Here is a 9,005-nt window from a genome sequence, read left to right as displayed (position 1 = left end):
GGCATCGAGAGCACGAACAGGCCATCCGCCACCCGCTGACCCACCGTGACCGGTAGCTGTGATGGCGCTAGCCGATTCTCCCCAGAGGCGATAGATCAACTTCCCCAGGTGGTTGTTGGATGTTAGCCGTGTCAGCGGCGGAGTGGAATGACTCCGTCGGGTGCGGCGATGGGCATCTGTGGTCGTGCCGCCTCGGGCGTGGTGAGCAGGGCGACGATGGTGACGGGTCCGCCGCAGTGCGGGCAGTCGCGTTGGGCGACGGTCTGCGGCAGCGGTGCCGGTGGCGCCGTGGCCGGGGTTGATGGGTGCTGTGTCTGGGCGGTGCGCTCGACCTCGCGCCGGGCCGCGGCGGTCCGCTTGCAGGTCGGTGAGCAGTAGGTCTTGTGACGTGCTTGGCGTCCGGTCGCGGTGAAGGTTTCCCAGCAGATCGGACAGGTCTTCGAGATCGTGGTGGTGTTCGTGTCAGCCTGCATGTGAGTTTACCGCCTTGCGTAGCTTGTCCGATGTGGACTGATGTGAGCGCAGCCTGTAGGAGGGGCCGTCGATGCCGACCGACGGTGGCGCGGTGCAGGAGCCGATCGAGCATCGCGGCAGCGACGGTGGCATCACCGAAAGCTGTTGCCCAGTCAGCGATTCCGACGTTCGTGGTGAGGATCGTGCTGCTCTTCAGGTAACGCTGGTTGATCACTTGGAACAGGGACGAGGCGCCGTCGCCGGGCAGCGGCAGATAGCCCAGTTCGTCGATCACGAGCAGCTTGGGTCCGGCGAAGAACCGCATGCAGGTCGCCCAGCGGCCCTCGACCGCGGCCTTGTGACACCGCGCGGCGAGGTCGGCGGCGGTGGTGAAGTAGACCCGGTTGCCGGCCTCGGCGGCGCCGCGGGCGAGGGCGGTAGCGAGCATTGTCTTGCCGACTCCGGGCGGGCCGACGAGCAGGACGTTGGAGGCGTCGTCGAGGAACCGCATGGTGGCCAGGTCGCGGATGAGCTTCTCGTCGACGCCGGGTTGCGCGGCGAAGTCGAAGTCCGCGAGCGTCCAGGGATCCGGGAGGCAGGCGAACCGCAACCGGCCGGCTAGACGGCGTTCCTCGGTGGCGGTGACCTCGATCTCGAGCAGCCGCTCGAGCGCGGCGGTGAGTGAGAGGTTCTCGGCGCGGGCGGCGTCGAGGATCCTCGGCAGGGCCTCGGCGGCGTTGTCGAGTTTGAGGTAGGAGAAGTGCGCGCGGAGTTGCTGGTAGCGGCGGGCCTCACTCATCTGTGGCCCTGATCTGTTGGCAGACAACGGTTTCAGTCCTCCTCGGACTCTGGCTGGGATTCAAAGGTGGGTGCTCTGTCCAGTCGGGCTGCGGTGGCGGCGTAGGCGGACAGATCGATCACGACGTGGGCCGCGGGCCCCGTCGCGGGCAGGCCGCGCAGCTTCGCTGCCTCGGCCAGCGCCGCCGCTGAAGGCGGACGGCGAGTCTTGTGTGCACAGGGTTTGCTGGTGGAAAACGCGTTCAGCGCGGCTCGCTCGAGTGCGATCACGTGCCCGTCGTCGCGGACCACCCGCCCGGCGCCGTCGGGAGCGCGGCGGTGAGCCGCGACCACCGCTCCGCGGGTGGTGACGATGCGCAGCTCGTCTGCGCCCAGCCGGTGCCGGACCTGAGCCTGGGCGCCGCCCAAGCCGGGCGGGACCGAATATTGGTTGCCGCGAAAGGAGATCAGAGCCTGCGCAGTGACGACACGGGTGACGTCGAACTCGGCAGGAAACGCGACCAGCGGTGCCGGATGCAGATACTCGGCCGCGGCGAGCGCTTCGACGGTGGTGCGTTGACCGTCGCGGACCCGGCGTCGTCCGTCCATAGTGGCGGCGAGCCGGTCCAGCCCCGCCTGCGCCTCGGCGATGGTGACGTCATCACCCAGAGTGCGCCACCAGCGCTGCGCGGCGGAGTGATTGGCCTTCTCCACCACGCCTTTGCGGTTGCCGCGCCGAGGCGGACAGGTAACAGACTGGACGCCGTAGTGTTTCGCGGCCTGGGCGAATGCCGGTGTGATCCGGCCCGAGGAGGGGAAACAGACCGTGGCCATCCGGTCAAACCGCCAGACCTCGGTGACCCCGCCGAGCCGGCGCACCACCGCGTCCATGGCCTCGATCAGGTGCGGGAAGTCCTCCGCATCGGCCAGGACACCGCGCCAGCGGCCGGAATGTGCCAGCGCGCCGACCAGCAGATGTGCGTGGCGGCCGACACCCCACGTGGCCGGCGGATCAGGCAGTTCGAGCCAGTCCCACTGCGTCTCCTCGCCAGGCGGATGCTCGATGATCGCCACGTCGCGACCGCGAGAAACCTGGCAGGGCTCGCAATGCGGGCGCAGCTTGTGCGCGCGGATCGCCGCGGTCAGCGACGGATACGACCCGGTGAACCCGAGCTCGACCAGCTCATCGAACAGCGTCGACGCCCACAGGTGCGGGTCGTCGGCCAACCGGACCCGGCAGTACTCGAGGAACGGATCGATCAGCGTCGGCTGCGTGCGCTGACGACGCCCCGGTTCCCGCTCGCCGGACAGATACGCGCGCACCGTCTTGCGGTCCACGCCCAGGTGCCGGGCGATCGCCGAGATCGACCAGCCTTGCTGACGCAACGCATGCGCCTGCACGTCTTCCTCCCAAGACAGCATCCGCCCCTCCCGCAACGGTCCACGGTGACCACCACCGCGAACCCTCACCTGGAGGGGCATTGACCAGCGCAAACGACACGCTGGAACGGACAACTATCTGGGGAAGTTGATCTAGCAGGGCTGAGGAGAATCAGTTAGCGCCATCAGCTGATCATTAAGATCACCTGCGCAGTCCCTCCCGCGTGCGGTGTGCGGAGACCCATGTCCATGGTCGCCGCACACCGCACGTCATCCATGGTTCGCTGGCGCATGTTCCTAACAGTGCAGTGTCGATTTGCGAGCACCGCTGGGGTCCAGGTCTGGCCTTGCAGCTCGCCGCTCAAGCGGGGGACATGGTGTCCCCGATCAGATGGCACTACAGGCGAAACGTCCCTGCGTCGAGCACAGTGCTCGCTTGTGCATGCACTGATCATCAGACCAAGAACCGTGTCACTGTCACCGCGCACAGCGCTGGAGGCTTTGCTGCGCAACCATCCCGGCAGCCTGTGGGCTCGCACTCGCAGTTATCGCACCGCGGCCGGAGCCGCGGTGGTGGTCCGCGCGGTGGCCGGAGCCGGGGTGTTCCTCGGGCACCGCGTCACCATCGTCCTCATCACGGGCAGGACGACGTGATGGCCGAGCTGCTCAGTCCGCTGGACACCGCGTTCCTGGCCCTCGAGCGGCTAGCGCCGATGCACCTGGGCGCCCTGGCAATCCTCGACAGCACCCCAGCCAGCCTCGCGGACCTGCTCGCCGACCGCGCCGGAGCTGTGCCGCGCCTGCGGCAGCGCCCCGAGGCCCAGCTGATCCCGCCCGGCGCTATGGCCTGGACCGAGACACCTGGGTTCGATGCCCGCCGCAACATCCATACCCACCGCCTCGTGCTCGGCGACTGGGCTGAGCTGTCCGCGCTGACCAGCCAGTTGATGAGCGAGCCCCTCAGCCTTTCCGCGCCCTTGTGGGAACTGCATCTCATTGAGGGCCTCGACGAAGGCCGGATCGTGCTGCTGGTCAAACTCCACCACGCCTTGTGCGACGGCCGCGGTGCACTACGCCTCGGAGCGGCCCTGCTCGACCCCTCCAGCCACGACGCCGTCCCGCATCCGGCGGCTGCGGCACCCCCGCCGACGACGCAGCGGACCCGGTGGCCGTGCCGGGGCTGGCCGACCTGATCGGCCAGTTCGCGGACACCCTGCCCACGCTCCTGACGACGGTACGCACCGCTGCCCAGATCTCCGCCGACATCGGCGCACACCTGCGGATCCTGTCCGGTCCCACCGCCCTGTCCGCGCCCACCAACACGACGAGGCCACCAGCCCGGCGATTGGAGATGGTCCGGCTGCGCACCGCCGACGTCACCGCGATCCGCCGCCGGCACGGCGGCACCACCCACGACGTCCTGCTCACCCTTCTCGCCGGAGCGCTACACACCTGGCTCGACAGCCACGGCCAGTCCGCCCACCGCAACATCCGGGCCCTGGTGCCCGTCGCCCAGCACACCCGCGCCCGCGACGCGAACACCGGGAACCGGCTGTCCGGGTACCTGTGTACGCTCCCCGTCGCCGAACCCGACCCGCTACACCGGCTGCGCCTGGTTCGCACGGAAATGGATCGCAACAAGGCGGCTGGCCCTCATCGAGGCCCTGGGGCCTTCCCCGTCGTGGCCGGGCTGTTCCCGCACGCCGTCCACCACGTGGTCACACCGCTGCTCGCAGCGCAGGTGAACAGGCTGTTCGACCTGGTCGCCACCGCTGTCCGGCTTCCTGCCCGTCTCCCGGGCCTCGGTGGTACGCCGGTGAGCGAGATCTACCCGCTGGCGCCGCTGGCGCCCGGATACGCGCTCGCCGTCGCGTTCACCCACGACCCCCGGCACGTCCACATCACCCTCACCACCGACCCCCACGCACTCGACGGCGTCGACAAACTCACCGAAGCACTGCACAGCGGCCTGACCGAACTCTTGCATGCGACAACCTCGTGACCTGATGGCTGAGCAGACCCGTGGGGTGAGAACAACGAAACCTGCCCGCCCCACGGAGCACCACCGCATCGCTGCTGGAGCTCAGCGGGCGATCTCGCCGGTGCGGACGAAGTCCAGCCGGCGCGCGACCGCGACCACGTGATCACCGAACCGCTCGTAGAACCGCGCCAGCAGCGCGACCTCCACCGCCGCCGCGACCCCATAGGTCCATTCCGGCTGGCCGATCCGTGCCATCAACCCCCGATGCAACCGATCAACCTGTGCGTCCGCGGCCCGCAGCAGCTCAAACGACAACCCGCCAGGCTCTGTGATCATGGCTTGCAGCTGCTCGGCCATCGCCACCGTCAACCGGCCCAGCTCGACGAACAGCGGCGCCAGCGTCACCGGCGCGGCCGGATGCGGATAGGCCCGGCAGGCCGACTCCGCCACATGCCGTGCCAGGTCGCCCATGCGTTCCAGCCGGTCCGCGCAGTACACCACCGCCAGTACGGCCCGCAGGTCATGAGCGACCGGCGCCTGCAACGCCAGCAGCGCCTGTGCGTCGTGCTCACACTCCTCCCGCGCCGCATCCAGCTCCCGGTCGGCCACCACCACCTGCTTGGCGAGCGCCAAGTCCGCCCGCACCAACGCATCCGTGGCCGACCGCAACTGGCCGACACCCAGGGCGCACATCCCCGCGACCTGGTCAGTCAGCCTGTCCAGCCGAGCATGAAACCGCTCCCGCATAGCCGATCAGCCTAGCTCCGACGTGGCCATCCGCTAGTGCAACGCCACCCAGACGGATGTATCAGATGCGACGATGGGCCCATGACGGTGCCGCGGCGTATCGAGCGGATCTCCATCGCGGCAGCGATGCTGGCCCAGTCCCTTCCGGCGCAACCCGGCCGCACCGACGACATGATCCACAAAGCCGCAGCCACACTCGTCGACGCCTTGCACGAGGGGCATCCGCCGCAGCGCCGGCTCACCGCCGCCGCCAACGCGATACACGACTGGTGGCCCCGCACCGACTTCGCGCTGCACTGGCGCACCTACCAGGACGCCGCCCGCGCCATCGTCACCGCACTCGACCACGCCGACCAGGACACCGCACCCGATCAACCTAACGGAGGCATTGACCGGCCTGGCGCGGCACACTCACCATGAATGTCCACACTGGAGCACCGGCAGGGCAGGTCACGATGGCACGCAACCGCAACACCTCTGTCGCCGCCAACGACGTTGCGGCACCGGACATCCTGGTGGGGATCACCGGCACCCTGCACAAGGACCCGCCGCCGATCTACCGCGAACTCGCCCAGCTCCTCGGCGATCCCACCGCCGACCCCGACGACCGCGATGCCACTACCACCGCGGACCGGTGAGATGCAGGCCGGGCCCTGCGACTCCGCACCGAGATGGACGCCCTGCCCCACATGCGGCCTGCACGGCTGGCCCGACCAGCACCAGGCCCACATCTCACTCGCGCGAACACGCGCTGACCCAGGCGCACACCGCGCCGCGCCCGCCCTCGCCTCCGCGTCGGGCGGCATCTACCGGTGCGACAGCGACAGCGGCCTCTGGCACACCACCATCATGTCCCGCGCCGAATGGCGACGGCTCGTCCAGCCCATCGAACTCACCCTCCCACGGCCGCCCTACCTGCCACCCCGGCACCGCACCGCCGCCCTGCCCACCTACCTCACCACCATCGGACAACTCCTGACCGACGCGATCACCCACGCCCCACCCGGCCTGGCACTGCCGCCCCGCGCCGCGCTCTGCGCCCGGTACCGGGTACCGGATCGTGGGTACGCGAATTCCACACCACACACGTCCGCGACGGCCTGCTCCGCTGCCACCGGCAGCTCTACCTCACCAACGGACACCGCCCAGCACCCACACCCCCGTGACCAGCCCAGCACGCACACTGAGGTCTGGACCACGCCTGACGTCGCACCCAGCCTGTCCAGGCACGAAGGTTCGGTACGTGCATGCGGTGTTCGGAAGTGGCGTCTGGTGGGCCGGGTCGGGCTTGAACCGACGGCCTAGGGATTATGAGTCCCCTGCTCTGACCAACTGAGCTACCGGCCCTAGTCCCGCCCGGCCTTGAGGCGCCGGACGCGGATTTTTCACAACGTTTTCTCGAGTTGGCTGGCGAGAATTGTGGTGAAGCGTGCGGGGTCGGCCAGTTCGCCGCCCTCCGAGAGAAGGGCCATGCCGTAGAGCAGTTCGGCCGTCTGAGCGAGCCCGTCGTCGTGAGGACGCGCGGTGTGCGCCTCACGCAGCCTGATGATCAGTGCGTGGTCCGGGTTGAGTTCGAGAATGCGCTTGACCGGTGGCAGGTCCTGCCCCATCGCCCGATACATCTTCTCCAGCGTCGGGGTCATGTCGTGCGTGTCCCCGACGATGCAGGCGGCCGATGTCGTCAGGCGCGACGACAGCCGGGCCTCCTTCACCGTGTCACCCAAGGTTTCCGTCAGCCAGGAGAGCAATCCGGCGAAGTCCTGCTGCCGTTGCTCACGCTCTGCCTTCGCGGTCTCGTTCTCCTCGTCAGTGTCGAGGTCGACCTGCCCTTTAGCGATCGACTGGAACTGCGTGCCGTCGAAGCCGGCAACCGCGTCCACCCACATCTCGTCGATCGGGTCGGTGAGCACGAGCACCTCGACACCCCTGGCCCGCAACGCCTCCATGTGCGGCGACTTCTCCACAGCCGATCGGGACTCACCGGTCAGGTAGTAGATGTACTCCTGGCCGTCCTTCATCCGCTCGACGTACTGACGCAAGGTCGTCGGCTTCTCGGCATCGTGGGTCGACGCGAACGACGAGATGTCGAGGATGGCGTCGCGGTTCTCGACATCGTCGAGCAGGCCTTCCTTGACCGCGCGCCCGAACTCGGTCCAGAAGGTCGCGTACTTGTCCGGATCCGTCGTCATCATCGACTTGACGGTCGAGAGCACCTTCTTCACCAGTCGGCGGCGGATGAGCTGGATCTGGCGGTCCTGCTGCAGGATCTCGCGGGACACGTTCAGTGACAGGTCCTGCGCGTCGACCACGCCCTTGACGAATCGCAGGTACTCCGGGACGAGCGATTCGCAGTCGTCCATGATGAACACGCGCTTGACATACAGCTGGACGCCGCGCTTGCGTTCCCGCCAGAACAGGTCCATCGGAGCCCGCGAGGGCAAGAACAGCAGTGCCTGGTATTCGAACGTGCCCTCGGCCTGCAGGCGGATGGTCTCCAGCGGGTCCTGCCAGTCGTGGCTGACGTGCTTGTAGAGCTCGTGGTACTCCTGATCGGTCACCTCGTCCTTCGACCGCGCCCACAGCGCCTTCATCGAGTTGACCGTATCCACCTCGGACTCGGATGCGGCGTCTTCACCGTCGGCCGCTGAGCCCTTGCTCATCCGGATCGGCCAGGTGATGAAGTCCGAGTACCGCTTGACAATCTCGCGGATCTTCACCGGAGAGGTGTAGTCGAAGAGCCGGTCTTCAGCGTCCTCGGGCTTGAGGTGCAGGGTCACAGCCGTACCTTGCGGCGCGTCGACGACAGTCTGGATCGTGTAGGTGCCCTCGCCATCGGACTCCCAGCGGACCCCTTCCGCCGTCCCCGCCCGGCGGGTCACCAGCGTGACCTTGTCCGCAACCATGAAGCTGGCGTAGAACCCGACACCGAACTGCCCGATGAGGTCCTGCGACCCGGCGGCGTCCTGCGCCTGCTTGAGTTTGCGCAGGAAGTCAGCAGTACCGGACTTCGCGATGGTCCCGATCAGGCTGACCACCTCATCGCGCGTCATCCCGATCCCGTTGTCACGCACGGTCAGGGTGCGCGCCTGCGCGTCCAGCTCGATCGCCACGTGGAGATCGGAGGTGTCCGCCTCGAGCTCCTTGTCGCGAAAGGTCTCCAGACGCAGCTTGTCCAGCGCGTCCGACGCGTTCGAGATGAGCTCACGCAGGAACGTGTCCTTGTTCGAATAGATCGAGTGGATCATCAGCTGCAGCAGCTGACGCGCCTCGGACTGGAACTCCAGCGTTTCGATCGGGGTACTCACGCCCCGATCGTAGGAACAGCCTGACCAGAACACCACCGCACGCGACGGCCACACACCGACCTTTGCCCAAATTTGCACCGCAGGCTCCCGAACAGCACCTGCCCGCCCGCTTGGATCAAGAACAATGATCCTGCACAGTTCGTGGGCACGCAGGCGGACACGGCTTGTAATCGACACGGTGATCGTTCTTCATGGACGCACAGCCGCCACAACCGCAAGATCGCGACGCCGCATGAGCGGTCCGCAGGTAGGCCGCACTCGCGAGCCGTGCACGGAAGCCACATCGACACCCCGCGGTCAGCGGTGAACCGTCACGGATTTGAGACCGCTTCCGTTCTTGAGGAAGATGGTCGTCATCATGT

9 protein-coding genes, 1 tRNA gene and 1 pseudogene are annotated in these 9,005 nt (G+C 67.7%); 5 read left to right on the top strand and 6 right to left on the bottom strand.

Translation table 11 applies throughout. The features are described from left to right. Positions 1-131 precede the first annotated feature (131 nt). From IEZ09_RS45415 to istA, 3 genes and pseudogenes are all read right to left on the bottom strand, one after another. On the bottom strand, positions 132-473 hold the full coding sequence (locus IEZ09_RS45415) for a hypothetical protein (protein ID WP_189260065.1): 342 nt from the start codon (positions 471-473) through the stop codon (positions 132-134). A gap of 140 nt (positions 474-613) precedes the next feature. Further along, a pseudogene (locus IEZ09_RS45410) lies at positions 614-1,252 on the bottom strand (ATP-binding protein); the annotation flags it as partial. 32 nt (positions 1,253-1,284) lie between these two features. Then, positions 1,285-2,652 carry an IS21 family transposase gene (istA, locus tag IEZ09_RS45405; RefSeq protein WP_189260064.1) on the bottom strand — a complete coding sequence of 456 codons (1,368 nt, stop codon included), beginning with the start codon at positions 2,650-2,652 and terminating at the stop codon, positions 1,285-1,287. A 426-nt stretch (positions 2,653-3,078) separates the two neighbouring features. On the opposite strand from istA, the gene IEZ09_RS45400 reads away from it, so the two are divergent. From IEZ09_RS45400 to IEZ09_RS45390, 3 genes are read left to right on the top strand one after another with little or no spacing between them, the layout of a single operon-like run. Continuing rightward, the gene (locus IEZ09_RS45400; RefSeq protein ID WP_189260063.1) at positions 3,079-3,264 is read left to right on the top strand and encodes a hypothetical protein; all 186 of its coding nucleotides are present in this window, start codon (positions 3,079-3,081) and stop codon (positions 3,262-3,264) included. Further along, positions 3,264-3,803, top strand: coding sequence for a wax ester/triacylglycerol synthase domain-containing protein (locus IEZ09_RS45395; RefSeq protein ID WP_189260062.1), 540 nt, complete (start codon positions 3,264-3,266; stop codon positions 3,801-3,803). The genes IEZ09_RS45400 and IEZ09_RS45395 overlap by 1 nt, the downstream gene beginning before the upstream one ends. Continuing rightward, on the top strand, positions 3,776-4,612 hold the full coding sequence (locus tag IEZ09_RS45390; protein WP_189260061.1) for a WS/DGAT domain-containing protein: 837 nt from the start codon (positions 3,776-3,778) through the stop codon (positions 4,610-4,612). The genes IEZ09_RS45395 and IEZ09_RS45390 overlap by 28 nt, the downstream gene beginning before the upstream one ends. Before the next feature lie 81 nt (positions 4,613-4,693). Here the strand turns inward: IEZ09_RS45390 and IEZ09_RS45385 are convergent, their stop codons facing one another. Then, the gene (locus IEZ09_RS45385; protein WP_189260060.1) at positions 4,694-5,338 is read right to left on the bottom strand and encodes a phosphate signaling complex PhoU family protein; all 645 of its coding nucleotides are present in this window, start codon (positions 5,336-5,338) and stop codon (positions 4,694-4,696) included. An 81-nt stretch (positions 5,339-5,419) separates the two neighbouring features. On the opposite strand from IEZ09_RS45385, the gene IEZ09_RS45380 reads away from it, so the two are divergent. Both IEZ09_RS45380 and IEZ09_RS45375 read left to right on the top strand, forming a co-directional pair. Continuing rightward, positions 5,420-5,758, top strand: coding sequence for a hypothetical protein (locus IEZ09_RS45380; RefSeq protein ID WP_189260059.1), 339 nt, complete (start codon positions 5,420-5,422; stop codon positions 5,756-5,758). A gap of 35 nt (positions 5,759-5,793) precedes the next feature. Continuing rightward, the gene (locus tag IEZ09_RS45375) at positions 5,794-5,976 is read left to right on the top strand and encodes a hypothetical protein (RefSeq protein ID WP_189260058.1); all 183 of its coding nucleotides are present in this window, start codon (positions 5,794-5,796) and stop codon (positions 5,974-5,976) included. A gap of 632 nt (positions 5,977-6,608) precedes the next feature. Here IEZ09_RS45375 and IEZ09_RS45370 read toward each other — a convergent pair. Next, positions 6,609-6,685, bottom strand: a tRNA-Ile gene (locus IEZ09_RS45370). Positions 6,686-6,723: 38 nt separating this feature from the next. After that, positions 6,724-8,643, bottom strand: coding sequence for a molecular chaperone HtpG (gene htpG / locus IEZ09_RS45365; protein ID WP_189260066.1), 1,920 nt, complete (start codon positions 8,641-8,643; stop codon positions 6,724-6,726). Between the last annotated feature and the right edge of the window lie 362 nt (positions 8,644-9,005).

The sequence above is a fragment of the Lentzea flava genome, from assembly GCF_014648475.1.
In the GTDB taxonomy this organism is placed as follows: Bacteria; Actinomycetota; Actinomycetes; order Mycobacteriales; family Pseudonocardiaceae; genus Lentzea; species Lentzea flava.
This window is presented reverse-complemented; position numbering and strand designations above follow the sequence as displayed.